Genomic DNA, 24326 nt, shown 5'->3' with positions numbered 1-24326 from the left:
AGCATCACGGGCGGTTCTTGGCAAGGAGGACGACGCTGCCCGGTGGCGGGAGGCCGGGGCACGGCTCGCCACACGGTGAGGGTGTCTGCCCCGGCGAGGCCGTCTCCTCCGCGGCGGTGTCCGCCCACTACCCTGCACTCGTCCGATGACCGACCCCGAGGAGCCGTGATGCGTGTCGCCCTGTTCCTGACCTGTGTCAACGACACGCTCTATCCGGACACCGGCCGCGCCGTGGTGAAACTGCTGACCCGGCTGGGCGTCGACGTCGATTTCCCGATGGGCCAGAGCTGCTGCGGACAGGCGCACTACACCACCGGTTACCGGCACGAGGCCGAGCCGCTGGCCCGGCACTTCTCCGATGTCTTCCGCGAGTACGAGGCGATCGTGACCCCATCCGGGTCCTGCGGGGCGATGGTGCGGGAGCTGTATCCCCGGATGGGCGAGCGGGCCAGGGCCGAGGGGCGCGGGGACTGGCTCGCGCGGACCCTGGCGCCGGTGGTGCCGAAGACGTACGAGCTGACGGAGTTCCTGGTGGACGTGCTGGGCGTGACGGATGTGGGCGCCTACTACCCCCACACGGTCACCTATCACCCGACCTGCCACGGGCTGCGCGGCCTGGGGCTGGGCGACCGGCCGCACCGGCTCCTCCAGGCCGTCAAGGGGCTGGAACTGGTCGAGCTGCCCGGTGCCGAGGAGTGCTGCGGCTTCGGCGGGACCTTCGCGCTGAAGAACGCCGAGGTGTCGGCGGCGATGGGCGCGGACAAGGTGCGCAACGCCGAGTCGACCGGCGCTCAGGTGCTGTGCGCGGCCGACAACTCGTGTCTGATGCACATCGGCGGCACGATGAGCCGGCTGCGGACGGACATGCGGCCGGTGCACATCGCGGAGATCCTGGCGAGCACGGAGGAGGAACCGGCGGCATGAGCGGAACGTTCGTCGGCATGCCGGCCTTTCCGAAGGCCGCGCACGAAGCCGTCCACAACCCCACCCTGCGCGGCAATCTGCGCCACGCCACGCACACCATCCGCGCCAAACGCGCCCGCGCGGTCGCCGAGTTGGACGACTGGGCGGCGCTGCGCGAGGCGGGCCGCCGGATCAAGGACCACACGCTGCGCCATCTCGACCGTTATCTGGAGCAGCTGGAGGAGTCGGTCACCGCGGCGGGCGGTACGGTCCACTGGGCGGCGGACGCCGGCGAGGCCAACCGGATCGTCGCGGACCTGGTGAAGGCGACCGGAGAGTCGGAGGTCGTCAAGGTCAAGTCGATGGCCACCCAGGAGATCGGGCTCAACGAGGCCCTTCTCGAAGAGGGCATCCGCGCCTACGAGACCGATCTCGCCGAGCTGATCGTGCAGCTGGGCAAGGACCGGCCCTCGCACATCCTGGTGCCGGCCATCCACCGGAACCGGGGGGAGATCCGGGACATCTTCCGCTCCGAGATGGGCGCGTGGGGCCGCCCGGCCCCCGAGGGGCTGACCGACACTCCCGCAGAGCTCGCCGAGGCGGCCCGGCTGCATCTGCGGGAGAAGTTCCTGCGGGCCAAGGTCGGTGTCTCGGGCGCCAACTTCATGGTCGCCGAGACCGGCACCCTGGTGGTCGTCGAGTCCGAGGGCAACGGCCGGATGTGTCTGACCCTCCCGGAGACGCTGATCTCGGTCGTCGGCATCGAGAAGATCGTGCCCACCTGGCGGGATCTGGAGGTCTTCCTGCAGACCCTCCCCCGCTCCTCCACTGCCGAGCGCATGAACCCGTACACGAGCATGTGGACCGGCACGACGGACGAGGACGGGCCACGGACCTTCCACCTGGTGCTGCTCGACAACGGCCGCACCGACGCCCTCGCCGACCAGGTGGGCCGCCAGGCCCTGCGCTGCATCCGCTGCTCGGCCTGCCTGAATGTGTGCCCGGTGTACGAGCGGGCGGGCGGCCACGCCTACGGCTCGGTCTATCCCGGCCCGATCGGCGCGATCCTCAGCCCCCAACTCCGCGGCACCACAAGCGAGATCGACGCTTCACTGCCGTACGCGTCGAGTCTGTGCGGGGCCTGCTACGAGGTGTGCCCGGTCGCCATCGACATCCCCGAGGTGCTGGTGCATCTGCGCGAGCGGGTCGTGGCGGGCGGCCCGGCGGTGCGGCAGGGCAACAAGGTGGTGCTGAAACCGGCCAAGGGGCACGCGGCCGAGCGGGCGGCGATGCGCGCGGCACGCTGGGCGTTCGCCCACCCCGGCGCCCTGCGTGCCGGTCAGCGGCTCGCCTCCCGCACCCGCCGGCTGCACCCTCGTACCCTGCCGGGCCCGGGGAAGGCGTGGAGCGGCACCCGGGACCTGCCGGCCGTGCCGGCGGAGCCGTTCCGGGACTGGTGGCAGCGCACGCGCGGCGGAGAGGACGGCACCAAGTGAGCAGCAGGGACAGGATCCTGGGCCGGGTGCGGCGGGCACTCGCCGATGTGACACCGGACGAGCGGCCGTACGGGGAAGCGGTGCCCCGGGACTATCTGCGCGTGCACGGGGAGCTCACGACGGAGCAGACGGTGGAGTTGCTGGCCGAGAACCTGGCGGACTACCGGGCGATCGTGCACCGCGCCGACGCGGAGGAACTGCCCCTGCTCATCATGCGGCTGCTGGCCGAGCAGGGCGCGCAGGAGGTGCTGGTGCCGCCCGGACTGCCACCGGAGTGGATGGCCGCCGCGGACCCGGTGCGGATCCCCGACCGGGCGGCGGACACGCCGCAGCGGCTGGACCGGGTGGACAGCGTGGTGACGGGGTGTGCCCTGGCGATCGCCGAGACCGGCACGATCGTCCTGGACGGCTCCCCCGACCAGGGGCGGCGCCGTATCTCGCTCATCCCGGACCACCACATCTGTGTCGTGCGCGTACCCGGCCAGGTGGTCTCCTCGGTCCCCCAGGCTCTTGAACGCCTCGCTCCCGCACGACCGTTGACCTGGATCTCCGGTCCCTCGGCCACCAGCGACATCGAGCTGGACCGGGTGGAGGGCGTGCACGGACCGCGGAAGCTGGACGTGGTCCTGCTGAGCTGACCCGGTGCCCCTCCGACGGCGGCCGGCGCGGTGGTCACGCGGATGCGGTACGCGGTCGCCGTCATCCCTTCGGCCGTTCGGTCGGTCGTTTGATTCGTTTCACTCGGTCGGAGAGCATGCCGGCAGGGGCGCCGTTAGCGTGAGGGAATGATCCGGTTCGAGCATGTCACCAAGCGGTATCCGGACGGTACGACGGCCGTGGACGACCTCTCCTTCGAGGTGGCCGAGGGAGAGCTGGTCACGCTCGTCGGCCCGTCGGGCTGCGGCAAGACGACGACCATGATGATGGTCAACCGGCTCATCGAGCCGACCTCCGGCCGGATCCTCGTCGACGGCGAGGACATCGCCGGCGTCGACCCCGTGCGGCTGCGCCGCCGTATCGGCTACGTCATCCAGCAGGTGGGCCTCTTCCCGCACCGCACCGTCCTGGACAACACCGCGACCGTGCCCGCGCTGCTCGGCTGGAGGCGTGCGGAGGCACGGGCGCGGGCCGCCGAACTGCTGGACCTGGTGGGGCTGGACCCGAAGACGTACGGTCGGCGCTACCCGGAGCAGTTGTCCGGCGGGCAGCGGCAGCGGGTGGGGGTGGCGCGGGCGCTCGCGGCGGATCCGCCGGTGCTGCTGATGGACGAGCCGTTCGGTGCGGTCGACCCGGTCGTGCGGGAGCAGCTGCAGGACGAGTTCCTGCGTATGCAGGCCGCCGTGCGCAAGACGGTGCTGCTGGTCACGCACGACATTGAGGAGGCCGTCCGGCTCGGCGACCGCATCGCCGTCTACGGACAGGGCCGCATCGAGCAGTTCGACACGCCGGGCGCGGTGCTCGGAGCGCCCGCGACTGCGTACGTCGCCGGTTTTGTGGGCGCGGACCGGGGGTTGAAGCGGCTGTCGGTCACCGCGATCGAGCCGGACGACCTGGAACAGCCGCCCGTGGCCCGGCTGGACGAGCCCGCCGAACGCGCCGTCGAGCGGCTGCGGGCCCAGGGCGCGCGGTGGACAGTGGTCCTCGACGGGCACGGTGATCTGCACGGCTGGGCCGGCATCGAGGAACTGGCGGCGGGCGGCAGCGTCGGGGATCTGGCCCATCGGATGACCGCGTGGGTGCCGGTGGGCGCGCCGCTGAAGCAGGCGTTCGGGGTGATGCTCCAGCACGACGCCGGGTGGGTCGCGGTGCTGGACGGCGCACGTTTCCTCGGCGTGCTCACCCCGGCGAAGCTGCACGAGGCGCTGCGCCGCTCGGTGGACGCGGATGCGCGCGGCGTGACGCGGGGGCAGGTGCCGTTCGACTCGGTGGCGGACGCGTGACGCCTGCTGTTTCAGCCTGTGTGAGCAGGCCCTTTTCTTTGAGGTAGGTCCGGGTGACGTCGGCGGGCAGCCGGCGCCGGCTGTCGACCTGCTGGTTCAGCTGTGCCAGGTCCTTGGTCGTGAGAACGTCGTTGAGCCTGCCGAGCGCCTTGGCCACGCGGTCGCTGCCGGCCCGGGAACGGTTGACGACCGGGACCACGTAGTCGGCGTTCTGCAGATGTCTGTCGTCGGCGAGCAGGACCAGGCCGAAGGAGTCCAGCGTGGCGTCCGTGGTGGTGGTCAGCACCATCTGGTCCCTGCCGTCCTGCACGGCCCGCTTGGCCTGTGTGGTGCCGACGCCCTTGGGATCGACGCCGGTGATGCCGATGCCGTACACCTTCTTCAGCCCCGGCTCGCAGTACGGCCGTTGTACGCATTCGTCACCGGCGGCGAGCCGTACCTTCAGCTTCGCGGCACCGAGGTCGCTGAGGGTCTTGAGGTGGTGCTCGCGGGCGTAGGCGGCGCTGACCGCGAAGGCGTTCTGGTCGACGGCCCGGCCGGGCGGGAGGACGGTGAGCCCGCGGGGCGTGGCGAGCGTGCGCAGCGCCTTCATGGTGGCGGTGAGGTCGGGTGAGCCGACCGGCTTCGCGTCGGCGCCGTGGGTCTTGGCGTTCAGCCAGTCGGCGAAGGTGGCCGCGTACTCGGGTACGACGTCGATCTGGCCGGACTCCAGCGCCGGTTCGTACAGCTCCCGGTTGGCGACCGTGAGGATCGAGGTCGTGTACCCCGCCTGGTTCAGCAACTGCGCATACATCTGGGCGAGCAGGTCGCTCTCGGTGAAGCCGGCCGAGCCGATGGTCAGGTGGTGACGGTCCCCGGGCGGCACGGTGACCCGACCACGGTTCTCCAGGGAGGGGCCGGTGGAGCAGGCGGTGAGGGCGAGGAGGGAGACCACAGCGAGGGCTCTCCTCATGGGCTGTTCGCGGCCTGCGGGGACGCTGCCGGCCGGCCGCCGCCGGCTCCTGCCCGGGCCGGTCATCGGGCGCCCCTCGCCCGCACCGGCGCCAGTCTCTCGGCGAGCTCGAACATGCCCTCGACCACCAGTGCGAAGACCGCGACGAGCAGGGCGCCCGCGACCACCTGGGGCGTGCTGGCGAGGTTGAAGCCGGCGGTGATGATCCGGCCGAGGCCGCCGCCCCCTGCGAGCGCGGCGATGGTGGCGGTGGCGACCAGCTGGACGGCGGCGATCCGTACCCCGTTGAGGATCATGGGCAGCGCGAGGGGCAGCTCCACACGCAGCAGCATCTGCTGTCCGGTCATCCCCATGCCCCGGGCCGCCTGGACGATCCCCCGGTCGACCTCGCGCATCCCGACATAGGCGTTGGTGAGCAGCGGTGGAACGGCGAACAGCACCAGCGCCACCACCGTGGGCCCCTCGCCCCACCTGCCGACCGGCGTCAGGAGCAGCAGGACCAGGACGGCGAAGGTGGGCACGGCCCGGCCGACGTTGGAGATGTTGACGGCGAGCGCGCCGCCCTTGCCGAGGTGGCCGAGGACCAGGGCGACGGGCAGCGCGATCAGGCAGCTGAGCAGCAGGCAGACCACGGTGAGCACTAGGTGCTGGAGCAGCCGGTGCCGGATGCCGTCGTCGCCGGACCAGTGCGCGGAGTCGGCGAGCCAGTCCCAGGTCGCGGTGAGCGTGCTCATGCGCGGCCCGCCGTCGCCCCGGTGGTCCTCATGAGCGGCCCGCCTTCGCCCCGGTGGCCCTCATGGGCACCCGCCCTCGCCGCGGAGGCACGCGTGCGCGGCCCGTCCTGGCCCACGGCGTGATCAGCCACTGCACGCCCAGCAGGAGCAGGTCGGCGGCGACGGCGATCAGCACACAGAGCACGGACGCGGTGAGGACCTGGGCCTTGAAGTAGGTGTTCATCCCGGCGTAGATGAGGTTGCCGAGGCCGCCGAACCCGACGATCGCGCCGACCGTGACCAGGGAGACCGCCGAGACGGTGGCAATGCGCAGGCCGGCCATCGCGGCGGGCAGGGCGAGGGGCAGTTCCACGGTGAGCAGCAGGCGGATCGGGCCGTAGCCGAGGCCGCGCGCGGCCTGTCGGGTCTCCTCGGGGACCGCGCGCAGGCCGGCGAGGATGTTCCGGACGAGCAGGGTGAGCGAGTACAGCACGAGCCCGGCGACGACGAGGGTGGCCGAGAGCCCGTACAGGGGCAGGAGCAGGGAGAACATGGCGAGTGACGGGATGGTGTAGAGGATCGTCGTCGCGGCGAGGACCGGGCCGGCCGCCCAGCTCCAGCGGCGCGCCAGCACGGCGAGCGGCATGGCGATGACCAGGCCGATCAGGACCGACAGGACGGTCAGCTGAAGGTGCTGCACGACCGCGTCGAGGAGGATCTGACGGCGGGTGCTCAGATAGGCGCCGCAGATCCACTCGTTGCGCGCGAGGCAGTCGTCCAAAGGCGCGGTCACGGTTTTCATTGGACCGGGTGGACGAGCGGATCGGCGCGTTGCGCTGGCCCACATGGGGGGAGGCCGCCGGCCCCCGCTGGGGCTCCGGGTGACAAGAGCGCTGAACAAGCGCTTAGATATGGGCACCGGACCCCGCTCCCGACCCGCCGGAGGCCCCCGTTGTTCACGTCCGTCGACGACGTCTCCGCCCGCCTCGCCGAGACCGGCTACCTCGCCTCGCCCGCCGTCGCCACGACCGTGTTCCTCGCCGACCGGCTGGGCAAGCCGCTGCTGGTGGAGGGCCCGGCCGGGGTCGGCAAGACCGAGCTGGCCAAGGCCGTCGCCCAGGTGTCCGGGGCACGGCTGGTGCGGCTGCAGTGCTACGAAGGCGTGGACGAGTCCCGGGCGCTGTACGAGTGGAACCACGCCAAGCAGCTGCTGCGGATCAGCGCCGGCCGCGACGAGAGCTGGGACGAGACCCGCACCGACATCTTCAGCGAGGAGTTCCTGCTCCCCCGCCCGCTGCTCACCGCCATCCGCGGCGACGAGCCGACCGTGCTGCTGATCGACGAGACCGACAAGGCCGACGTCGAGATGGAGGGCCTGCTGCTGGAGGTGCTCAGCGACTTCCAGATCACCGTCCCGGAGCTGGGCACGGTCACCGCGAACCGCCGCCCGTTCGTCGTCCTCACCTCCAACGCCGGCCGGGAGCTGTCCGAGGCACTGCGCCGCCGCTGCCTGTTCCTGCACATCGGCTTCCCCGAAGAGGAGCTGGAGCGGCGGATCGTACGGCTGAAGGTGCCGGGCCTCGGCGCGGCGCTGGCCGAGTCGGTGGTCCGGGTGGTCGGGGCGCTGCGCGCGATGGACCTGCGCAAGGCGCCGTCCGTCGCCGAGACCATCGACTGGGCGCGCACCCTGCTGGCCCTGGGCGCCGACACGCTGGACGAGACGGTCGTACGGGACAGTCTCGGGGTGATCCTCAAGCACCAGGACGACATACAGACGGCGGCGGCGAAGCTCGACCTGGACGCGCTGTGAGCGCGGTCGCCGAGCGGATCACCGGGCTGGTCGGGGCGCTGCGCGCGCACGGGGTGCGGATCGGCACGGGCGAGACGCTGGACGCGGCCCGCGCGGTGGAGGCGCTGGGGCTGGCCGATCGGGAGCGGCTGCGCGAGGGGCTGGCCGCGACGCTGTTGCACGGCCCCGGGCAGCGGGCGGTGTTCGACCCGGTCTTCGACCTGTACTTCCCGCGCGGGGTCGGCGGTCCGGACGGGGAATCCGGGGACCGTGAGGCGCTGCGCGACCGCCTGGCGCAGGCGCTGGCGGCCGACGACCGTGCGCAGATGGCCCGATTGGCGGCGGAGGCGGTCGACGGCTGGGGAGGATACGGCAGTTCGCCCGGCTCGGACGGCTTCTCGGCGTACCAGACCCTGGACCGGCTGCGCCCGCAAACGCTGTTGGCCCGGGTGCGGGCCGATGTCCGGGGCCGCGAGGGGAGCGGCGCAGGCTTCGCGGACCGGTTGCTGGACGACGAGATCCGGCGCCGGATCGAGGCCTTCCGGCGGATGGTCGGGGCGGAGGCCCGCCGCCGGGTCGCCGAGCGGCGCGGGCGGGACGAGATCGCCCGGCGCGGTGTCGTACCGACCGCCGACCGGGTGGACTTCCTGTTCGCGAACCGGGACCAACTGGCCGAACTGCGCCGGGCGGTGCAGCCGCTGGCACGCAAGCTCGCCACCCGGCTGGCCGCACGCCGCCGCCGGGCCGCGCGCGGTACCGTCGACCTGCGCCGCACCCTGCGCTCCTCGCTGTCCACGGGCGGCGTGCCGATGCGGCCGGTGCTGCGCCGGCGCCGCCCGGTCCGCCCCGAACTGGTGCTGCTCTGCGATGTGTCCGGCTCGGTGTCCGGCTTCTCGGACTTCACGATGCTGCTGGTGCAGGCGCTGCACGACCAGTTCAGCAAGGTCCGGGTGTTCGCCTTCGTCAACCGGCTCGACGAGGTGACCGGCCTGCTCGGCCACGGCCGCGCCGACCCCGACGGACTGAGCGCCCGGATCCGCGCCGAGGCCACGCTGACCGGCTGGCACGGCAGCAGCGACTACGGCGTGGCGCTGGGCGAGTTCACCGAGCGGTACGGCGGCGCGGTCGGCCCGCGTACGACCGTGTTCGTCCTCGGGGACGCCCGGACGAACATGAGCGACCCGAACCTGGCCGCCGTACGCGAGGTCGCCCGGCGGGCTCGCCGCGTGTACTGGCTGAACCCCGAGCCGAGTGCTCAGTGGGGCACCGGCGACTCGGCCGCGCCCGCCTACGCCGACCTGGTCGAGATGCACGAGTGCCGTACGGCCCGCCAGCTCAGCGCGCTGATCGCCCGCCTGCTGCCGGTGTGATCGACTGGTCCCGAACGACCGCGATCGGCATCCCCGCTCCGCACCGAAGGGCGTACGCCATGAGTCACTCCCCCGTACCGCTCGGCACTTTCCCCACCCCCGTCGAACCGGCGCCCCGGCTGGCCGCCGCGCTCGGGCTCGGACCCGGGGACCTGTGGATCAAGCGGGACGACCTGACCGGTCCGGGCGGCGGCGGGAACAAGATCCGCAAGCTGGAGTGGACGGTGGGCGCGGCCCTCGCCGAGGGCGCGGACACACTCGTGACCACGGGTGCCCCGCAGAGCAACCACGCCCGGCTGACCGCCGCGGCGGCCGCCCGGCTGGGCCTGTCCGCCGTCCTCGTACTGCGCGGCACACCGGGCGCCTCGCACTCCGGGAACCTTGCGCTGGACGGGCTGTTCGGGGCGCGGCTCGTCTGGGCGGGCGAGGTGGACCGGGCGGGGCTGGACGCGGCGGCGGCCGAGGTGTGCGCGCGGCTGCGGGCCGGCGGTGCCCGGACCACGCTGATCCCGTTCGGCGGGTCGGGAGTGCTGGGCGCCCGTGGCTATGTGCGCTGCGGCGAGGAACTGGACGAGCAGCTGCCGGAGCTGCGGACGGTGGTGGTCGCGCTCGGTTCGGGCGGCACCATGGCCGGGCTGGTCGCGGCCCTGGGCACCGGTGCGGTGCTCGGCGTCGACGTGGGCGCCCTGGCCGACCCGGCGGCGGCCGTGACGGAGTTCGCGGCGCCGCTCACCACGGAGGAGGTCACGGCCGAGGGGCTGCGGGTGCGCCGGGACCAGGTGGGTGCCGGGTACGCGACGCTGACCGGCCCGGCAAGCGAGGCGCTCCGGCTCGCCGCCCGCACCGAGGGCCTGGTCCTGGACCCCGTCTACACGGCCCGGGCCCTCGCCGGCCTCCACGCGGCCGTCCGCGACGGTGAGATCCGCCCGGGCGAGAAGACGGTATTCGTCCACACCGGCGGCCTACCCGGCCTGTTCGGCCACCCAGCCGCCGTCGCCTTCGCGGAGGAGGGGGCGGGGGCCTTTTGAGGGGAAAGGCGGGGTCGTCTTCTCAAGGTGAGGGGGCAGGTCAGGGTGAGGGGGAAGCCTTCGAAGGGTGAGGGCCATCGAGGGGCGAGGGAGCAGGCCTTCGAGGAGCAAGGGTCGGAGGCGTTTGCGGGGCGAGGGGTCGGAGGCGTTTGCGGGGCGAGGGGCCGAAGACCTTCGCGGGGCGAGGGCACCTTGCAGGGGCGGCGCTGCAAAAAAGGGGCGGCGCCTAGCCGCACGGCGGTGCTACGACGCACGCCCGTGGCGGCCTTTCGACCGGCGCCGCTCTTCCTCCGGTGGCGGCTCAACGACGGACGGCGGCTCCTCTTCGGGGGCGGGGGATGCGGCGCGGGCCACCGGCACGGCGACCGGGTCACACCACGTGCGACCCGGTTCCGCGAGCGGGCGGACCGCCGTGCCCGCCCCGCCCTGTCAGCCCTTCGCGTACTCCTTCGCCATGGTCCCGGCGAAGTCGAAGACCACGACCTGTTCGTCGCCCACCACCCAGGCGTCGTGCCCGGGCGGGCACACGAACACGTCGCCGGGGCCTATCTCGGCCTCGCCGCCGTCGTCCATGCGGATGCGCATCCGCCCCCGCAGCACATAGCCGTTGTGGTGGACCATGCAGCTGTCGGTGCCTGCGAGCGGAGCCACGGACTCCGACCAGCGCCATCCGGGTTCGAAGGTGGCCACGGCGAAGTCGAGCCCGGTCAGGTGCAAAGCTTCGAGGTGACCGCGGGGGAAGTCGCGCCGTTCGTCAGGCTTCTCGACCGTCTTCACTTCCAGCATGACGGTGTCCTCCCTTCCGGCCGCTCACCGCGGCCGGGGCCGGCCACCGTCCCCCGGCGGCCTCGGACGGCACCGGCGCTGCGGCGGCGGCCGTACCCCACGCCACCATCGTCGGCCTCGCGCCCGTGCGACGCCACACGGGACCGGACAACGATGTCGGCCGTACGAGACCGAGGACACCGCATGCCGCCGCACGCCGCCACTGGCGCCGGGCCGCCGGGCCACGGCAGCCGGCCTGGCGCACGGGGTGAGCCCGGCGGGAACCTCCCCGGCGGTCAGCGCGCCCATGCCGGGGCCGTGCCGCAGGCCGTTCGCTCGGCGTGACGGCGTACGGCGAACAAGGCGGCGGCGTAGGCGAGATCGAGCAGGAAGCAGCCGACGTAGAGGTAGTACATGAGGGCGCTGTCATGGCGGGGCACCGAGTCGGGGTCGGTGAGCATCGACAGGGAGGCGCAGGCCGTGCCGAGGAGCTTGGTCACCGCGATGCCCATGGACTGGCCGCGGGTGCCCCGGCGGGCGGCGAGCATCGCGAGGAACATGCCGGACATCGCCAGGTTGCTGCCGAACGCGGTGACGGCACCGGCTCCGGCGTCGAACTGCTCCGAGGCGTAGTTCATGCCCGGATAGGCGAAGGCGATCAGCACGGCGAGCGCGGGCAGGAACAACCGCTCGGGCACGTAAGGGAATTCGGCCCGTCCGAAACGTACGAGCGTGTAGCCGACGGCCAGGTCGAAGCAGAACCATACGATGTTGACGATGTGCCCGAGCCCGGTCGGGGGCCGCACGAACGCGAACGTGAACTCCCAGCTGATGTTGGTGGCGAAGGCGACCACGGGCATCCCGAACGTACGCTCCCGCAGCCCCGTCCGGATCAGCAGCACATAGGTCGCCGTCCAGAACGCCCCCGTGCCGAGCAGGAACAGTGTGTGCATGAAGACCCCCGTCTGCCGACCACTTGATGCGCAACGGTGACTACTGTGGCAGAGATGTCCCGCCCGATCATCCGAAGGGTGACCATGTTCGCGACCTCCCTCGGCTCCGACGGCGCCGAGCTGTGTCCTCTCCAGCCCTGGCAGGCCGAGGAGTTCCTCGCCCATGTGAACCGGGGCCGGGAGTTCATCGGGCGGTTCAACGGCCTGCCGGACGTGGTCACGGACCTGCCGGCCGCCCGGTCGTTCCTGACGGCGTACGCCGGAAAGGAAGCGGCCGACGCGGGGCTGATCCGGGGGATCCGACTCGACGGCACACTGGTCGGAGCGGTCATCCTGCGCCGGATGGACGTCGCGCAGGGTACGGCGGAGGCGGGTTGCTGGCTGGAACCGGCCGCGGTGGGCCGGGGTCTGGTGACCCGCGCCGCGCGGCTGCTCATCGACTGGGCGATCAGGGAGCGCGGCATCCACCGGGTCGAGTGGTGGGTGTCGGCGGGAAACGCGCCCAGCATCGCGGTCGCCCGGCGGCTCGGAATGCGCAAGGAGGCCGTGCTGCGGGAGAGTTACCCCTACCGGGGCGAGCGGCACGACGAGGAGATCTGGTCGGTGCTGGCACCGGAGTGGACGGGTGGGGCCGGCGGCGCGGGCGGGTGAGGGGTAAGGGCGGCCCGAGCGCAGGCTGACCACCGGCCCGGGACAATTCCCGTTCGCCGCCTGCAACCTCGGCCGGGGTCGGACGTCTGTCCGGGTGGAGGCCTCCACTTCGACCAGATGCCCGATCCCGAACGACCGAAGGAACCCATGTCCGCACACCGTGCATCCCGGCCCGGCCGTGCCCGCAGGCTGCGTGCCGCCCTGGGGGCCTCCGCCATCGGCGCGGCCCTGGCCGTCGCCGGCACCATCACCGCCCAGGCGGCCCAGGACGGCAGCCACACCGCCCTCCACAACGGCGCCACCCCCACACCGGCACCGGCGAACGACCACGCGACCCCGTCCACCGCACCGTCGCCAGTCCGCACAGCAACCCTCTCCCCCGTACCCACACCGCCCCACACCGCGACCCCCTCCCCCGTGCCGGGCACCCCGACCCCGGTGCCGGCACCGACACACGCCCAGCCGAGCCCCGTACCCTCCTCGCCCGCACCCGCGGCCCCGAGCCCCATGCCCGCACCGATGCGGCACGAGCACGTTCCGCAGCACGGCCCCGCAGCACCGGCGCCGGTTCCGCAGCACGACTGAGCACCACCGAGTCAGGGACCGGAAGCGTGGCCCGCGCTCGGCGGCACCCCGCTTGCGGTTCCGGGAGATCCATGACGACAGCCACACCACCGGCGGCGGCCCTGCCCTGGGAGCGAGCCCGTGCCGCACAGCGCCCGGCGCCCTGGCGGCGGTTCACACGGGCTCTGCGGACGAGGTGCTGACGGCTCTGCACACGCTGACCCGGCGGCAGCGGGAGGTCCTGGTGCTGCGCTACTGGTCGCATCTGAGCGAGGCCGAGATCGCGGCGACGCTCGGCCTGTCGCGGGGCGCCGTCAAGTCCACCGCCGGCAGGGCTCTGGACGCACTCGGCCGACGTCCGGAGGGGCTGCGATGAACGAGTCCGGTGCCGGTACCGTGCGGACGCCGGTCGAGGAAGGGCTGCGGGCCGCGCCGGCCGCACGTGCCCACTCCGTCGGTCCCGCCGACCTGCGCCCCCTGCGCCCGCCGACGCCGGCGTCCCGGCTCCGCCGCGTGCTGCTGCGCCGGGCCGTGCTGGGCGCTCTGGCGCCGGCCGCCGTGGCCGCGCTGCTGTTCTTCGCCACGCGCGGCGGTCCTCCCCGTCCGACCGAGCCGGCCCACGTCCCGCGTCCCACGGTCGGCACACCGTCCCCGGTGCCGAGCGCGGTCACCACGTCCGCGCCCGCGCCGTCCCCGAGCGCGCCGCACCCGTGACCTCGCCATAAGTCGATTGATTGGCTCAACCAAGGAAAATCCGCGTTTCCGCACCCACCGGTAGGACGCCCGCCCCGCTAAGTTGGGCGGCATGAGCAATCTTGACCGCGCACCCGTGCCCAGTGTCTGCGGCGGTCGCGGATTCGTCGTCGCCGAGCCCGTCCGCGAACTGCTGAGCCCCCGGCAGGTGAAGCTGGGTGAGTCGACCGAGGTGCGCCGGCTGCTGCCGAACCTCGGGCGTCGCATGATCGGCGCGTGGGCCTTCGTCGACCACTACGGCCCGGACGACATCGCCGACGAGCCCGGTATGCAGGTCCCGCCGCATCCGCACATCGGACTGCAGACGGTGAGCTGGCTGCACGAGGGCGAGGTGCTGCACCGTGACTCGACGGGCAGCCTGCAGACGATCGGGCCGCGGCAGCTGGGCCTGATGACCTCGGGCCGCGCGATCAGCCACTCCGAGGAGAGCCCGCGCCCGCACGCCCGCTTCCTGCACGGCGCCCAGCTGTGGGTCGCGCTGCCCGACGAACACCGCCGGACCGACCCGAAGTTCGAGTACCACCCGGACCTGCCCACGGTCACCGCGCCCGGCCTGACCGCCACGGTGATCCTCGGCGACCTCGACGGCTCCGCCTCGCCCGGTACGACGTACACCCCGATCGTCGGCGCGGATCTCGCCCTCACCCGGGGCGCCGACGTACGCCTGCCCCTGGAGCCCGACTTCGAGTACGGCGTCCTGGCCATGTCCGGCGAGGTTCATGTGGACGGCGTGCCGGTGCTGCCCGGCTCGATGCTGTACCTCGGCTGCGGCCGCTCCGAACTGCCGCTGCGCGCCGAGTCGGACGCCGGAATCATGCTCCTGGGCGGTGAGCCGTTCGCGGAGGAGCTGATCATGTGGTGGAACTTCGTCGCCCGCACCCAGGCGGAGATCGAACAGGCCCGTGAGGACTGGGTGAAGGGGACCCGGTTCGGCGAGGTGAAGGGCTACGACGGGGCTCCGCTGCCCGCACCCGAGCTGCCGCCGGTGCCGTTGAAACCACGCGGAAGGGTGCGCTGACCTGGGGATACCCGGGCTCTCGTTCCACGGATCACGACCAACCCCTCCGCCTGTCCTACCGCGGCGATCTCCGGCCACGCGGGCGTTTGGAGGCCGCCTCACGACGCCTTCAAGGCTGTCCGACGTTTCCAAGGTGTGCGCATCTGTGGGCAGCTTTGGCGAGACGAACGCTGACCCAATAAGCACACCATCCCCGAGCCGAAGAACCAGCGGGCCAACCGCCAGCGCCGCGGCAGTGCGGGCGGCCGGCCATGCGGGTTTGACCGGCCAGCCTACCGGCGCAGGAACCAAGTTGAGCGCACGATCTTGGCGCTCAAGGGGTTCCGAGCCGTGGCCACCCGATACGAGAAGCGGGCGTACGTCTTTCACGGCACCGTCACCATCACCGCGATCCGGCTCTGCCTCCGGAGCTGACCGCCGCAGACCTCTCCCGGGCTCTCCAGGGGAGGTTCACTTGCCGCTTGCCTCGGCGAGGGTGTGGGCGACCAGGGCGTTGGCGTGGCCGTGGCCCAGGCCGTGTTCGGTCTTGAGCCAGGTCACGAGTTCCATGTGCTTGGTCAACGGCGAGGAGCGGATGAGGTCCTTCCAATCAGCGATCGGGCGGCCGTACTTCTTCTCAATGGAGGGGAAGTAGCTCGCGGGGCCCTTCACGGGTGTGTTCACGGCGGGTTCCGTTCTGTGTGGTGGTGGGCTCAGGAGGGGTGGGCGGTGCGCTCGGGGCGCAGCAGGACCACCCGTGAGTCGAGGGTCCTGGTCTCGGCCAGGGTCAGGTCGATGCGCTGCTGCGGGGTGGTGAAGACGGGCTTGCCGCCGCCGAGCACGACGGGGGGACGAAGATCTGGTACTCGTCGATCAACATCATGTCCCGTACCACGCGGCCGTGCAGGAAGATGTCGGCGCTGTGGGTGAGGGCCTGCGGGGCCAGTCGAACTCCCCGTTCGGGCCCTCGATGAAGCCGTCCGGTGACTGGTGCACGAAGTGTGTGATCTTACCCATGAGTAGCGGGTCCCCCTTGGCGACAGATGTGCGGACGGCTGTCGGCCGACCTTGTGTACGACGTCCACATTCGGAGAGTGCGCCGATCTGTGCCCCCGAGTGATCACGCAAGAGCCTAGACGACCTAAGTGGATGCTGTCCACATTGGAGGTGGCGGCCATGGCGGCGGCCGGGAACCCACAGCCCAAACGGGATCCCTACCGCCCGGCGACCTGCGCAACGCACTGATCGAGGCCGCCCCCGAACTCGCCCGCCAGGGCGGCCCGGAAGCCGTCGTGCTGCGCGCCGCCACCCGGCAGGCCGGGGTCGTCCCCAACGCCGCCTACCGCCACTTCGCCGACCGTGACGCTCTGCTGCACGCCGTCTCCCAGACAGCCATGGCCCAGGTCGCCCGCACCATGGAGACCACTCAGCCCACCGGCCGCTCACCCGGCCCAGGGGGACGGCCGCATCCAGCTGGTGGTCCCGGCGGAGCCGGTCTCTACTACTGAGGGTGTCTCATCCGGCCAGTTCGACGCCTCGCCCGTTGTCAAGTGCGGCTCGGCCCTCGGGGCGCAGGCTGGCTACCAGGTCCGGCAAGGCCCGCGCGCGGGCACGCCGGGTGCGGAGTCGGCGAACCCCAACATCGGCAGTTGCCGGGACGGCGGTGGACGTCACAGCCTCAGCCCCTCGTCGCGCAGTGCCGCCGGACGGATGTGGCGGAGTCAGGGCCGCCGGCTACGCCTCGCCACTGCATTACTCGCCATGACAAGAGCACCCCAGCGGCCCGCCGCAGTGACCCATGCATCGTTCGAACACCATGGCCTCGCCGTGACTGTTGGGATGCTCCGAGCGGAGCCGGAAGGACTCCCGACGACATCCCGATCATGGCCTACGTCACGAGCGAGCCGGGCGGAGAGACTGTGAGCCAGCGCGTGGTCGCCGGGCGCGCACGGTCCTGGAAGTGTGCAGGCCCAGAAGAGGCGCTGAAGCGCGACACGGTTCCGGCGGCCGTCAATCGCCCGCGATGGCGCGCCGATTGGGCGACCCTGGCGTCGCATGTCGACGCCGGCAACCTCGCCCGCAGTGAGGAGCCCCGCGGTGCACATGCGTCCGGCTCGATCCCGCGATCACCTGGCTCACGCCGCCTTGCAGTGCTCATTGGCGCTTAGGACGGTCCGCAGTCGCTGGTAGCGGTCGAGGTCTTCCCAGGTGTCGTGGTCGGGCGGGCTGGGGTTGCGGTGTCCGGTGCTCCAGGCCCAGATGCTGGCGGCGATGCCGACGACGAGCGGGATGAGCAGCCACAGCAGGGCGCCCACGGTTTCAGCCTCCTTCGATGCGATGGGACGGGTGGCCAGGCAGCTCTCAGGCGGTCAGCTGCTTGGGTCCGCCGCCGGAGATGGCGATCTTGCGGGGCTTGGCGTGTGCGGCCAGGGGGATGCGCAGGGTGAGGACGCCGTTGTCGTACGCGGCCTCGGCGGCAGCCGTGTCCAGGGCGTCGGACAGGGCCAGGCGGCGGGTGAACCGGCCGGTGGGCCGCTCGGTCAGTACGGCACGGGCGTCGGCCGGGATCGGGGAGGGCCGCTCGGCGGTCAGGGTCAGCGTGTGCTGTTCCGTGGTCAGCTCGATGGTGGAGCGGTCCATGCCGGGCAGGTCGAATTGCAGGTAGAGCGCTTCGTCATCGCGCCAGGCATCCACCGGGACGACGGTGCCGGCCGGGGCGGCGGCATGCGCGAGCTGATGGGTGAGCCGTTCGAGATCGCCCAGACCGCCCGTACGCGCAAGCATGTACAACTTCTCCCTCCCTGAAGGCAGGCCGCAGGGGCTGCGGCCCGACGATCGAGTACCGGCTATTCGTATAACCGACAAGAGATTCACTGACAAGTTCCGACTGCATGAAGTTGACACTGAGCGACTCAATTCACTATCACGGGCAGTGAGTGTTCGGTTGCGCCGATGGCCTTGGCTGCCGGGGCGGCCTGGGCGGTCGGCGCACGGGAAGGCCGGAAGGGAGGAGCTCGTGACCGAAGAGATGAAGAGTGTCTGGCTGCTGGGAGCCCGCGGCGTTTCGGCGGTCGTTTTCGGCGCGCTGACGCTGCTCTGGCCGCAGTTGACGGTGCTGGCCCTGGCCTGGGTGTTCGGCGCGTACGCCCTGGTGGACGGCGCGATGCTCATCGCTACGGCGTGGCGGCACCGGCATGAACGCCGGCCTGCCGCGGCCTGTGCGGCGGCCGGCGCACTGGGGGTGGTGGCCGGACTGGTCACGGCCCTGTGGCCGGGCCTGACGGCCTTGGCACTGGTAGTCATGGCGGGCGCCTGGGCCATCGTGACGGGATGCCTGGAGTTGTGGGTCGCCACACGGATGCGGCACGCGAGGTGGTTGCGGGCCTCCGCCGTCGTGTCAGTGGCGGCGGGTGTGCTGCTCTGGCTGCGCCCGGATGCCGGCGCCGTGGCCATCGCCCTGGTTCTGGGCGTGTACGCGCTGATCGCGGGCGGCCTGTGGCTGATCGCGGCCTGGCGGGAGTACCGCACCCTTGCCGAGCACGGTTCGCGGTCGTGGACCAGGCCGGCGTCCGGTGCCCGCGTGGCTCACTGACCACTCTGCTCCCCGCGCCCCCAAGGGCGCCGCACCGCAGGCCCGCAGGTGCCTGCGGTGCGCCACGTTTACCGAAAGGCAGGTGAGCATCGTGACGCGGCTGCACACCAACGGCGGCGATCTGGTGGTGCGTCTGCCGTGGCGGTGGGCGCTGGCGGCGCGGCGCCGCAGCGTGCGCCTGCCGCTTCAGTTCGTGGACGAGGTCCGCGTGGAGCCGCACTGGTGGCGCGCGGTCCGCCCGTACCCCGGGCCCCGCTACCGCTTCCGCCCGGGGCGCTGGTGTGTGGGCGAGCTGGAGCACAGTCGTGGCCGGGACTTCGCCGCCTTGAGCACCCAGGGCCCAGTGCTCGTAGTGACGACCTTCGGTCACGACGCCCCCTACACCCGTCTGGCTGTGTCCACCCCCGATCCGGAGGCCGACGCAGCCTGGCTGCGGCAGACCGCCGCCAACAATTGCCCGAAAAAAAGTTGAGCCGACTGTTGTCAACTTTTCGGCGCAGTGGTACATCGGAAGAGAGCGAAGGACGCGAGATGGACGACAAGGAGGGATGAAGATGCTGATGCGTACAGATCCCTTCCGCGAGCTTGACCGGCTCGTCGAGCGGGTCTGGGGTACGGCCGCGCACCCGGCGGGCATGCCGTTGGACGCCTGGCGTGAGGGCGAGATGTTCTTCGTGGAGATGGACCTGCCGGGCGTGGACCCCGAGTCGATCGACCTCGATGTCGAGCGCAACGTCCTGACCGTGAAGGCCGAACGCAAGCCGGCGTACGGCGAGAACAGTGACACAGTGATCACCGAGCGGCCCGCGGGGACGTTCAGCCGGCAGCTGTTCCTCGGTGAGACCCTCGACACCGACAAGATCGAAGCCTCCTACGAGGCCGGTGTGCTGAGGCTGCAGATCCCGGTCGCCGAGCAGGCCAAGCCCCGCAAGATCGCCGTCAGCGGCGGCAGCGATCGCAAGGAACTGGGCAGCTGACGCGACAGCAACACCACTGCTTCAGGGCTTCGGGCATCAGTCCGGAGCCCTGACGCCTTCCCTGGCCTCTCGGGGCATACCGGCCGTCAGACATCGGGGGTCTGCGGCGGGTGACGGTCTTTCTGGCCGTGGCATGGCCAAGCCATGCACGGCAGAGCCCGACGCCGAGGGCAGGTGAGTAGTCCGGTGGGCGCGGTACGCCGTTCTCCACCGTCCGGCTGCGGACCAAGGTCACCCGCGGCGCCGGCTCCCGCACCGCCGCCCTGGCCATGGTCGTCAAACTCGTCAAGTCCGCCCAGCAGCGGTGGCGGACGGTTGACGCACCCCACCTCGTTGACCTGGTCCGTGCCGGAACCCGCTTCGAACGCGGCCAGATCGTCGAGCGAACCAGCGCCCTCGTGGCACGAGTGACCCCGCGCCACTGAGTCTGCATGTGCTGGTGAGCGTTCGTCAGGGCAGCCCGCATGCCCTGGTCCGTCTGAATGACGAGATCGGTCTCCGCCACCCGACGGAGACGCACGCTCCCCGTGGCGGATGTACTTGGGCAGGGGATGTCCGAGGCTGGAGTTCCCGCTGAGGAAGGGCTGTCCAGGTGGAACGCTGGGACCGGGTCGGACGGTGCGCAGGATACGGGGCGGCGCTGGCTGTGTCGCCCTATTTGTTGATCAAAGTGTCGTGGGTCGTCGGCTCGCTACTGGGACTGGCGCCGATCGGCGAGGGGTTCAACCTGGCCGGTTGGGTCCTCCTCAATACCGTGACCATCGGCATGGCGGGCACTGGGATGGCCCTGGCGCTCGCCCTGGCGCGGCCTTGGGGCATGCGGATACCGGGGCGACTGGTGGCCTTCTGCGCCTGGACGGGGGCAGGGTTCCTCGTGTCAATCCTGCCGTACGCCGTACTCAGTACGGTGCTGGATACTGCGCGCGGCGGCGAAAAGAGCGGGAGCGACGACTCCGCCATGCCTGGCTGGGAAGGCGCACTGATCCAGTTTGGCTTCATCGGGATGGGGCTGGGGCTGGCCCTCGCTCTCCCCGCCTACCTGCGGCGACGCTGGCCGGAAGTTTTCACCGCGAGAGTCGGGGACGGTACCCGTACCGCTGAGCCGTGGGCTGCTGCTGTCGCAGCCGTCGTCGGTCTTGCCTGGCTGTACTGGGCAGTTGGCGGCACCCTCGGAGTCACGCACCCGGCCGAGCGGGATACCAATGGGTGGCTGCTGACGGCTGTGGGTGCATTCTGGGCGCTTGCCGGATCCGCCGCCGTCTGGATGCTCGCCCGACAACACCCTGCCCGAGTGCCCCACCGCCTCCTGCTGGCGCTCGGCTGGCTCGGGTCAGGCTCGCTCTTCGCGTGGAGCGGCTGGAAACTGCCCCTCACGCTATTCGTGGCACTGGCCCACCCCCGTGACGTCACCTTGCCGGAAAACCTCGCCGTCGCTGCGGTGCTGCACGCCGCCGCCGTCGTGGCGGGGGTCGGCATGCTGAGAACACTTGTCGGCTCACGCCCACGCACCCCCGCATACAGCCGACGCGAACGGGAACGCCAGGCTCGCGGCCGAGCCACTACCGCTGCCCAGTCTGAGACATCCGAGCACACCGGCCGCACGGCGGCGGGGCCAGGCATCAGGAGCCGGGTAGGCGTTCCGGTTCCCCGCCGTCGGCGTCGAACACCTTGGTGAAGGTGGCCCCGCATCGGCAGCGGGAGTGTTCGATCAGCTCGCCGTCGGCGGACACGCTCAGCCCCTGGCTGAGCCGCACGTGCACATGATCACCCATGAGGAGCTGCCTTCCTTGACGTCTCTGATCCGGTCATCGTGGAGGCCGTCCGCGCGGATCGGCAATGCTGCAGCTCACACCTGACAGTCAACCGGGACGTCCATCCTCCATCCGCAGGCTCCCGCCGTAGCGTCCTGGAAGTCGGCGCGCCAGAGTGCCTGGCATACAGTGCGCGCCCGCCTTCAAGAGGGGGCGCGCACGGGGTCACCCGGAGGGCTTCGTGGACGGCGGGGCTGCTTGTGCGCCGGGTTGCGGCTGCGGGTGACCGGCGGCGTGGAGCATCGGCGCGGTGTGCCGCTCGGGGCGATCGGCACCCTGGGCCGGGACTTGGCTGCGCGGCGCCTCGGCGTCACCGGGCAGCGGCACGGGCCGGCGCGCCACCAGGCGACCGACCCAGCGGCGGCCGCAGTGCTCGCAGGGCGGGGCGCCCTGCGGCGTATACGGGGAGGGAACGGCGGTGTTGTCGCGGTAGAAGACCTCCCACTCGGCGTCGAGGGCGTCTCGGTAGCGCTGCACGTCGTAGTCGACGCTCCAGCGGTGCCAGCACGAGCCGCAGGTGAACTCCACACGTTCGACAGCAAGTTCGGTGATCACTGCACTGCACCTCCCATCCGGTGTGCGGGAACGATCCGGGGTGCTGACAGGGCCGCGTCGAGGGAGGGATACACGGGCAGGTCTGAAGCGGCGCCGCTGCTGTGCAGCAGCCGCTCGGTCCGCCCTTGTGGGCATACCAGGCGGAGCTCCTCCTGGTCCTGGTCCAGCAGCGTCCGCACGGACATCAGAGCGTCGAGGCCGTCGGCGTCGGCATGGGTCAGTTCGGACAGGTCCAGGATCAGATGACGGTGCCGGTGCCGCGCGTGGACGGGCGCCGCGAAGTCACGCAGTTCCCTGGCCGTGGCCGTGTCCAGGGCGCCGTTGATCTCTCTCACGGCCCAGCCGTTGTGCCAGTGCGCCGCGAGGAACAGTGCCATGATCCGCACCCCGCTCTCTGGGTATCGGGAGTACCGCGGACACCTCCCCTATACCTCGCCCGAACTTGACAACACAAGACTCAAGTTTTATTTCAGGAAGGTAGGCAAGTGGGTATGAAACCGCAGTTCAGGATGGCGAGGAGGTGGCCGGACGTGCGGGTTCGGAGGAGCGGGGGATGCACGTCCCGAGCCGCCGCTGCGTGCAGGTCCGGTCCGGTGGATGCCCTGCCGGTGAGGCGAAGAACGAGGTGAGGACGAGGAGGGAGAGCACAGATGGCACGTGCGGTTGGTATCGACCTGGGTACGACGAACTCGGTGGTCTCGGTCCTTGAGGGCGGCGAGCCCACCGTCATCACCAACACCGAGGGCGCCCGGACCACCCCGTCGGTGGTGGCGTTCTCCAAGAACGGTGAGGTCCTCGTCGGCGAGGTCGCCAAGCGGCAGGCCGTGACGAACGTGGAGCGCACCGCGCGCTCGGTCAAGCGGCACATGGGGGACCATGCCTGGCGTTTTCCCGAGCACGGGGACGTCGACGGCAAGCGCTACACCGCGCAGGAGATCTCCGCGCGCGTGCTGCAGAAGCTGAAGCGGGACGCGGAGGCGTATCTGGGTGAGGACGTCACGGATGCGGTGATCACCGTGCCCGCGTACTTCGACGACGCCCAGCGGCAGGCGACCAAGGAGGCCGGTGAGATCGCGGGGCTGAACGTGCTGCGGATCATCAACGAGCCGACGGCCGCCGCGCTGGCGTACGGGCTGGACAAGGAGAACGACCAGACGGTCCTCGTCTTCGACCTGGGCGGCGGGACCTTCGACGTGTCGCTGCTGGAGATGGGTGAGGGCGTCATCGAGGTCAAGGCCACCAACGGCGACACTCATTTGGGCGGTGACGACTGGGACCAGCGGATCGTCGACCACCTGGTCAAGCAGTTCAAGAACCATTACGGCGTCGATCTGGCCAAGGACAAGATGGCTGTGCAGCGCTTGAGGGAGGCGGCGGAGAAGGCGAAGGTCGAGCTGTCCTCGTCCACCGAGACCACCATCAACCTGCCCTACATCACCGCCTCGGCCGAGGGCCCGCTGCACCTGGACGAGAAACTGACCCGCGCCCAGTTCCAGCAGCTCACTGCCGACCTGCTGGAGCGGTGCAAGGCCCCGTTCCACAACGCGATCAAGGACGCCGGGATCAAGGTGTCCGACATCGACCACGTCGTCCTGGTCGGCGGCTCCACCCGGATGCCGGCGGTGACCGAGCTGGTGAAGGAGCTGACCGGCAAGGATCCGCACAAGGGCGTCAACCCGGACGAGGTCGTGGCCGTCGGTGCCTCCCTGCAGGCCGGTGTCCTCAAGGGCGAGGTCAAGGACGTCCTGCTCCTCGATGTCACCCCGCTGTCCCTCGGTATCGAGACCAAGGGCGGCATCATGACCAAGCTGATCGAGCGCAACACGACGATCCCGACCCGGCGTTCGGAGATCTTCACCACGGCCGAGGACAACCAGCCCTCGGTGACGATCCAGGTCTTCCAGGGCGAACGGGAGATCGCGGCGTACAACAAGAAGCTCGGCATGTTCGAGCTGACCGGTATCGCTCCGGCGCCGCGCGGGGTGCCGCAGATCGAGGTGGCCTTCGACATCGACGCCAACGGCATCATGCACGTCTCCGCCAAGGACCTGGGCACCGGCAGGGAACAGAAGATGACGGTGACCGGCGGCTCGGCGCTGCCCAGGGACGACATCGACCGCATGGTCCGCGAGGCCGAGCAGCACGCCGAGGAGGACCGTCGGCGCCGTGAGGCGGCCGAGACCCGCAACCAGGGCGAACAGCTCGTCTACTCCACCGAGAAGCTCCTCAAGGACAACACCGAGAACATCCCGGCCGACGCCAAGTCCGAGACGGAGACGGCGCTGGCCGAGCTGAAGGAGAAGCTGAAGGACGAGAACGCGGACACGGCGGCGATCCGGCAGGCCGTCGACCGCACCGCGCAGGCCGCGCAGAAGATCGGCACCGCCCTGTATGAGAAGTCGCGGGCCGAGCAGCCGGCCGGCGCGTCCGCGGGCGGTGGTACGAGCGGTGGGTCGTCCGAGGATGACGTGGTGGACGCCGAGATCGTGGACGACGACAAGCCGGAGGCTGGCTGAC

The 24326-nt window shown here is 71.2% G+C and carries 28 protein-coding genes and 3 pseudogenes; 20 read left to right on the top strand and 11 right to left on the bottom strand.

Going from position 1 to position 24326, the window contains the following annotated elements; genetic code table 11:
• Nucleotides 1–168: 168 nt before the first annotated feature.
• The 4 genes from ACIGXP_RS34090 to ACIGXP_RS34075 all read left to right on the top strand — a co-directional run bounded on the left by ACIGXP_RS34090 (nt 169) and on the right by ACIGXP_RS34075 (nt 4339).
• On the top strand, nt 169–924 hold the full coding sequence (locus ACIGXP_RS34090; protein WP_399775019.1) for a (Fe-S)-binding protein: 756 nt from the start codon (nt 169–171) through the stop codon (nt 922–924).
• The gene (locus ACIGXP_RS34085) at nt 921–2399 is read left to right on the top strand and encodes a LutB/LldF family L-lactate oxidation iron-sulfur protein (RefSeq protein ID WP_399775017.1); all 1479 of its coding nucleotides are present in this window, start codon (nt 921–923) and stop codon (nt 2397–2399) included. Before ACIGXP_RS34090 ends, ACIGXP_RS34085 begins: the two co-directional genes overlap by 4 nt.
• Nucleotides 2396–3037, top strand: a complete 642-nt coding sequence (locus ACIGXP_RS34080; RefSeq protein WP_399775014.1) for a lactate utilization protein C — start codon at nt 2396–2398, stop codon at nt 3035–3037. The genes ACIGXP_RS34085 and ACIGXP_RS34080 overlap by 4 nt, the downstream gene beginning before the upstream one ends.
• 147 nt (nt 3038–3184) lie before the next feature.
• The gene (locus tag ACIGXP_RS34075; protein ID WP_399775012.1) at nt 3185–4339 is read left to right on the top strand and encodes a betaine/proline/choline family ABC transporter ATP-binding protein; all 1155 of its coding nucleotides are present in this window, start codon (nt 3185–3187) and stop codon (nt 4337–4339) included.
• Here the strand turns inward: ACIGXP_RS34075 and ACIGXP_RS34070 are convergent.
• The 3 genes from ACIGXP_RS34070 to ACIGXP_RS34060 form a co-directional block, all read right to left on the bottom strand.
• On the bottom strand, nt 4236–5291 hold the full coding sequence (locus ACIGXP_RS34070; protein WP_399775010.1) for an ABC transporter substrate-binding protein: 1056 nt from the start codon (nt 5289–5291) through the stop codon (nt 4236–4238). The two genes, ACIGXP_RS34075 and ACIGXP_RS34070, sit on opposite strands and share 104 nt — an antisense overlap.
• A 62-nt stretch (nt 5292–5353) precedes the next feature.
• Nucleotides 5354–6025, bottom strand: a complete 672-nt coding sequence (locus tag ACIGXP_RS34065) for an ABC transporter permease (RefSeq protein ID WP_399775007.1) — start codon at nt 6023–6025, stop codon at nt 5354–5356.
• Between the two features lie 28 nt (nt 6026–6053).
• Nucleotides 6054–6797, bottom strand: coding sequence for an ABC transporter permease (locus tag ACIGXP_RS34060; protein WP_399775004.1), 744 nt, complete (start codon nt 6795–6797; stop codon nt 6054–6056).
• A gap of 159 nt (nt 6798–6956) precedes the next feature.
• Here ACIGXP_RS34060 and ACIGXP_RS34055 point away from each other — a divergent pair, with 159 nt between their 5' ends.
• From ACIGXP_RS34055 to ACIGXP_RS34045, 3 genes are read left to right on the top strand one after another with little or no spacing between them, the layout of a single operon-like run.
• On the top strand, nt 6957–7814 hold the full coding sequence (locus tag ACIGXP_RS34055; RefSeq protein ID WP_399775001.1) for an AAA family ATPase: 858 nt from the start codon (nt 6957–6959) through the stop codon (nt 7812–7814).
• Nucleotides 7811–9163, top strand: a complete 1353-nt coding sequence (locus ACIGXP_RS34050; protein WP_399774998.1) for a VWA domain-containing protein — start codon at nt 7811–7813, stop codon at nt 9161–9163. The genes ACIGXP_RS34055 and ACIGXP_RS34050 overlap by 4 nt, the downstream gene beginning before the upstream one ends.
• A gap of 59 nt (nt 9164–9222) precedes the next feature.
• A complete protein-coding gene (locus ACIGXP_RS34045) occupies nt 9223–10191 on the top strand; it encodes a pyridoxal-phosphate dependent enzyme (protein WP_399774996.1) in 969 nt (322 codons plus the stop codon).
• A 429-nt stretch (nt 10192–10620) separates the two neighbouring features.
• On the opposite strand, the gene ACIGXP_RS34040 is transcribed toward ACIGXP_RS34045, so the two are convergent.
• A complete protein-coding gene (locus tag ACIGXP_RS34040) occupies nt 10621–10977 on the bottom strand; it encodes a cupin domain-containing protein (protein ID WP_363219724.1) in 357 nt (118 codons plus the stop codon).
• A 275-nt stretch (nt 10978–11252) separates the two neighbouring features.
• Nucleotides 11253–11909, bottom strand: coding sequence for a hypothetical protein (locus ACIGXP_RS34035; protein WP_363219723.1), 657 nt, complete (start codon nt 11907–11909; stop codon nt 11253–11255).
• An 84-nt stretch (nt 11910–11993) separates the two neighbouring features.
• Here ACIGXP_RS34035 and ACIGXP_RS34030 point away from each other — a divergent pair, with 84 nt between their 5' ends.
• From ACIGXP_RS34030 to ACIGXP_RS34005, 6 genes and pseudogenes are all read left to right on the top strand, one after another.
• Nucleotides 11994–12560, top strand: a complete 567-nt coding sequence (locus ACIGXP_RS34030; RefSeq protein ID WP_399775235.1) for a GNAT family N-acetyltransferase — start codon at nt 11994–11996, stop codon at nt 12558–12560.
• Nucleotides 12561–12707: 147 nt separating this feature from the next.
• Nucleotides 12708–13145 (top strand): hypothetical protein, encoded by a 438-nt coding sequence (locus ACIGXP_RS34025; protein WP_399774993.1) that lies wholly within the window; start codon nt 12708–12710, stop codon nt 13143–13145.
• 172 nt (nt 13146–13317) lie between these two features.
• A pseudogene (locus ACIGXP_RS34020) lies at nt 13318–13500 on the top strand (sigma factor-like helix-turn-helix DNA-binding protein); the annotation flags it as partial.
• Complete coding sequence (locus ACIGXP_RS34015; protein ID WP_399774990.1) at nt 13497–13838, top strand: hypothetical protein; 342 nt, start codon at nt 13497–13499, stop codon at nt 13836–13838. The pseudogene ACIGXP_RS34020 and the gene ACIGXP_RS34015, both read left to right, overlap by 4 nt.
• A gap of 91 nt (nt 13839–13929) precedes the next feature.
• Complete coding sequence (locus ACIGXP_RS34010) at nt 13930–14895, top strand: pirin family protein (protein ID WP_363219721.1); 966 nt, start codon at nt 13930–13932, stop codon at nt 14893–14895.
• Between the two features lie 180 nt (nt 14896–15075).
• A pseudogene (locus ACIGXP_RS34005) lies at nt 15076–15309 on the top strand (IS5/IS1182 family transposase); the annotation flags it as partial.
• A 36-nt stretch (nt 15310–15345) separates the two neighbouring features.
• On the opposite strand, the gene ACIGXP_RS34000 reads toward ACIGXP_RS34005, so the two are convergent.
• Nucleotides 15346–15558, bottom strand: coding sequence for a DUF4287 domain-containing protein (locus ACIGXP_RS34000; RefSeq protein WP_399774986.1), 213 nt, complete (start codon nt 15556–15558; stop codon nt 15346–15348).
• Between the two features lie 29 nt (nt 15559–15587).
• The gene (locus ACIGXP_RS33995; RefSeq protein ID WP_399774983.1) at nt 15588–15716 is read right to left on the bottom strand and encodes a hypothetical protein; all 129 of its coding nucleotides are present in this window, start codon (nt 15714–15716) and stop codon (nt 15588–15590) included.
• 303 nt (nt 15717–16019) lie between these two features.
• Between ACIGXP_RS33995 and ACIGXP_RS33990 the strand changes: the two genes are divergently transcribed.
• On the top strand, nt 16020–16382 hold the full coding sequence (locus ACIGXP_RS33990; RefSeq protein ID WP_399774981.1) for a TetR/AcrR family transcriptional regulator: 363 nt from the start codon (nt 16020–16022) through the stop codon (nt 16380–16382).
• 627 nt (nt 16383–17009) lie between these two features.
• On the opposite strand, the gene ACIGXP_RS33985 is transcribed toward ACIGXP_RS33990, so the two are convergent.
• Together ACIGXP_RS33985 and ACIGXP_RS33980 are read right to left on the bottom strand one after the other, a co-directional pair.
• Complete coding sequence (locus ACIGXP_RS33985) at nt 17010–17189, bottom strand: hypothetical protein (protein WP_363219719.1); 180 nt, start codon at nt 17187–17189, stop codon at nt 17010–17012.
• Nucleotides 17190–17235: 46 nt separating this feature from the next.
• Complete coding sequence (locus ACIGXP_RS33980; RefSeq protein ID WP_399774979.1) at nt 17236–17658, bottom strand: Hsp20/alpha crystallin family protein; 423 nt, start codon at nt 17656–17658, stop codon at nt 17236–17238.
• 232 nt (nt 17659–17890) lie between these two features.
• On the opposite strand from ACIGXP_RS33980, the gene ACIGXP_RS33975 reads away from it, so the two are divergent.
• From ACIGXP_RS33975 to ACIGXP_RS33955, 5 genes and pseudogenes are all read left to right on the top strand, one after another.
• Nucleotides 17891–18466: an HdeD family acid-resistance protein gene (locus ACIGXP_RS33975; RefSeq protein ID WP_399774976.1), complete on the top strand. Its 576-nt coding sequence runs from the start codon at nt 17891–17893 to the stop codon at nt 18464–18466.
• 82 nt (nt 18467–18548) lie between these two features.
• Nucleotides 18549–18938, top strand: coding sequence for a hypothetical protein (locus tag ACIGXP_RS33970; protein ID WP_399774973.1), 390 nt, complete (start codon nt 18549–18551; stop codon nt 18936–18938).
• 82 nt (nt 18939–19020) lie between these two features.
• Nucleotides 19021–19443, top strand: a complete 423-nt coding sequence (locus ACIGXP_RS33965) for an Hsp20/alpha crystallin family protein (RefSeq protein ID WP_399774970.1) — start codon at nt 19021–19023, stop codon at nt 19441–19443.
• 203 nt (nt 19444–19646) lie between these two features.
• Nucleotides 19647–19868: pseudogene (locus ACIGXP_RS33960) on the top strand (IS256 family transposase); the annotation flags it as partial.
• A 167-nt stretch (nt 19869–20035) separates the two neighbouring features.
• Complete coding sequence (locus ACIGXP_RS33955; protein WP_399774968.1) at nt 20036–21118, top strand: hypothetical protein; 1083 nt, start codon at nt 20036–20038, stop codon at nt 21116–21118.
• Between the two features lie 301 nt (nt 21119–21419).
• On the opposite strand, the gene ACIGXP_RS33950 is transcribed toward ACIGXP_RS33955, so the two are convergent.
• A complete protein-coding gene (locus ACIGXP_RS33950) occupies nt 21420–21809 on the bottom strand; it encodes a hypothetical protein (protein ID WP_399774965.1) in 390 nt (129 codons plus the stop codon).
• Nucleotides 21806–22186: an STAS domain-containing protein gene (locus ACIGXP_RS33945; RefSeq protein WP_399774962.1), complete on the bottom strand. Its 381-nt coding sequence runs from the start codon at nt 22184–22186 to the stop codon at nt 21806–21808. Before ACIGXP_RS33945 ends, ACIGXP_RS33950 begins: the two co-directional genes overlap by 4 nt.
• A gap of 273 nt (nt 22187–22459) precedes the next feature.
• Between ACIGXP_RS33945 and dnaK the strand changes: the two genes are divergently transcribed.
• Complete coding sequence (gene dnaK, locus ACIGXP_RS33940; protein ID WP_399774959.1) at nt 22460–24325, top strand: molecular chaperone DnaK; 1866 nt, start codon at nt 22460–22462, stop codon at nt 24323–24325.
• Nucleotide 24326 lies beyond the last annotated feature (1 nt).

Source organism: Streptomyces sp. NPDC053069 (assembly GCF_044546895.1).
Lineage (GTDB): Bacteria > Actinomycetota > Actinomycetes > Streptomycetales > Streptomycetaceae > Streptomyces.
The sequence above is the reverse complement of the archived record's forward strand: the minus strand, read 5'-3'. Positions and strand labels throughout refer to the sequence as shown.

Excerpts from the sequence above, each read along its gene's own strand:
- ACIGXP_RS34045 (WP_399774996.1), top strand. The coding sequence starts at position 9,223 with ATGAGTCACTCCCCCGTACCGCTCGGCACTTTCCCCACCCCCGTCGAA.
- ACIGXP_RS33945 (WP_399774962.1), bottom strand. The coding sequence starts at position 22,186 with ATGGCACTGTTCCTCGCGGCGCACTGGCACAACGGCTGGGCCGTGAGA.
- ACIGXP_RS33965 (WP_399774970.1), top strand. The coding sequence starts at position 19,021 with ATGCTGATGCGTACAGATCCCTTCCGCGAGCTTGACCGGCTCGTCGAG.
- dnaK (WP_399774959.1), top strand. The coding sequence starts at position 22,460 with ATGGCACGTGCGGTTGGTATCGACCTGGGTACGACGAACTCGGTGGTC.
- ACIGXP_RS34015 (WP_399774990.1), top strand. The coding sequence starts at position 13,497 with ATGAACGAGTCCGGTGCCGGTACCGTGCGGACGCCGGTCGAGGAAGGG.
- ACIGXP_RS34040 (WP_363219724.1), bottom strand. The coding sequence starts at position 10,977 with ATGCTGGAAGTGAAGACGGTCGAGAAGCCTGACGAACGGCGCGACTTC.
- ACIGXP_RS34090 (WP_399775019.1), top strand. The coding sequence starts at position 169 with ATGCGTGTCGCCCTGTTCCTGACCTGTGTCAACGACACGCTCTATCCG.
- ACIGXP_RS34065 (WP_399775007.1), bottom strand. The coding sequence starts at position 6,025 with ATGAGCACGCTCACCGCGACCTGGGACTGGCTCGCCGACTCCGCGCAC.
- ACIGXP_RS34025 (WP_399774993.1), top strand. The coding sequence starts at position 12,708 with ATGTCCGCACACCGTGCATCCCGGCCCGGCCGTGCCCGCAGGCTGCGT.
- ACIGXP_RS34030 (WP_399775235.1), top strand. The coding sequence starts at position 11,994 with ATGTTCGCGACCTCCCTCGGCTCCGACGGCGCCGAGCTGTGTCCTCTC.
- ACIGXP_RS33980 (WP_399774979.1), bottom strand. The coding sequence starts at position 17,658 with ATGCTTGCGCGTACGGGCGGTCTGGGCGATCTCGAACGGCTCACCCAT.
- ACIGXP_RS34075 (WP_399775012.1), top strand. The coding sequence starts at position 3,185 with ATGATCCGGTTCGAGCATGTCACCAAGCGGTATCCGGACGGTACGACG.
- ACIGXP_RS34085 (WP_399775017.1), top strand. The coding sequence starts at position 921 with ATGAGCGGAACGTTCGTCGGCATGCCGGCCTTTCCGAAGGCCGCGCAC.
- ACIGXP_RS34010 (WP_363219721.1), top strand. The coding sequence starts at position 13,930 with ATGAGCAATCTTGACCGCGCACCCGTGCCCAGTGTCTGCGGCGGTCGC.
- ACIGXP_RS34070 (WP_399775010.1), bottom strand. The coding sequence starts at position 5,291 with ATGAGGAGAGCCCTCGCTGTGGTCTCCCTCCTCGCCCTCACCGCCTGC.
- ACIGXP_RS34035 (WP_363219723.1), bottom strand. The coding sequence starts at position 11,909 with ATGCACACACTGTTCCTGCTCGGCACGGGGGCGTTCTGGACGGCGACC.